This window comes from Streptomyces flavovariabilis, from assembly GCF_000725785.1.
Classification (GTDB): Bacteria; Actinomycetota; Actinomycetes; order Streptomycetales; family Streptomycetaceae; genus Streptomyces; species Streptomyces hawaiiensis.
Map to the genome: position 1 here is coordinate 1 of NZ_JNXD01000090.1, position 510 is coordinate 510.

The window sequence follows — 510 nt, forward strand, 5'->3', positions numbered from 1 at the left end:
CTTGGGCTTATTCTGCTGATCATCGGCCTGCTTGTCGGCATGGGTCTGCTGACGACGATCGGTGGCATCCTCATTCTGGTTGGCGCCATCCTGTGGATCTTGGGTGCGACCGGTCGCGCGGTCGGTGGACGCAAGCACTTCTTCTAAAGTCAGGGCGCCTCACCAACTCTCTGCGACGAGTGACGTGTCCATGACTGCCTCCGGGTCGGAAAGTCCACACCGTGAGGAGCTTCTGGACCACTCGAGGCCGGGACGAGGTGAGAGCCCGGCCAGAGAGACAGCTGGGAACCCCGTGGGCGGGGCCATGCGCCGACCCCGCCCTGTCTCGTTGGCGATGGGGTTGCCCTGAGTCGGGCCCTGCCCGCCGGTCGTCGAGGGCAGAGCCTGGCTGCGGGGTGAGGCGGATGCTGCCGCTTAGACGTTGTTTCACTTGGTGAGTCGGCGGTAGCTGATGAGGGCTGCGGCGATGCCGACGAAGGCCAGGAAGTGTTCGGCCTTTCGCTCGTAGCG

General features: G+C 64.9%; 1 protein-coding gene. It reads left to right on the plus strand.

Going from position 1 to position 510, the window contains the following annotated elements; translation table 11 throughout:
• The coding region (locus tag IO24_RS47060; protein ID WP_107063129.1) for a DUF6131 family protein at positions 1 to 147 on the plus strand (147 nt) is incomplete at its 5' end.
• Between the last annotated feature and the right edge of the window lie 363 nt (positions 148 to 510).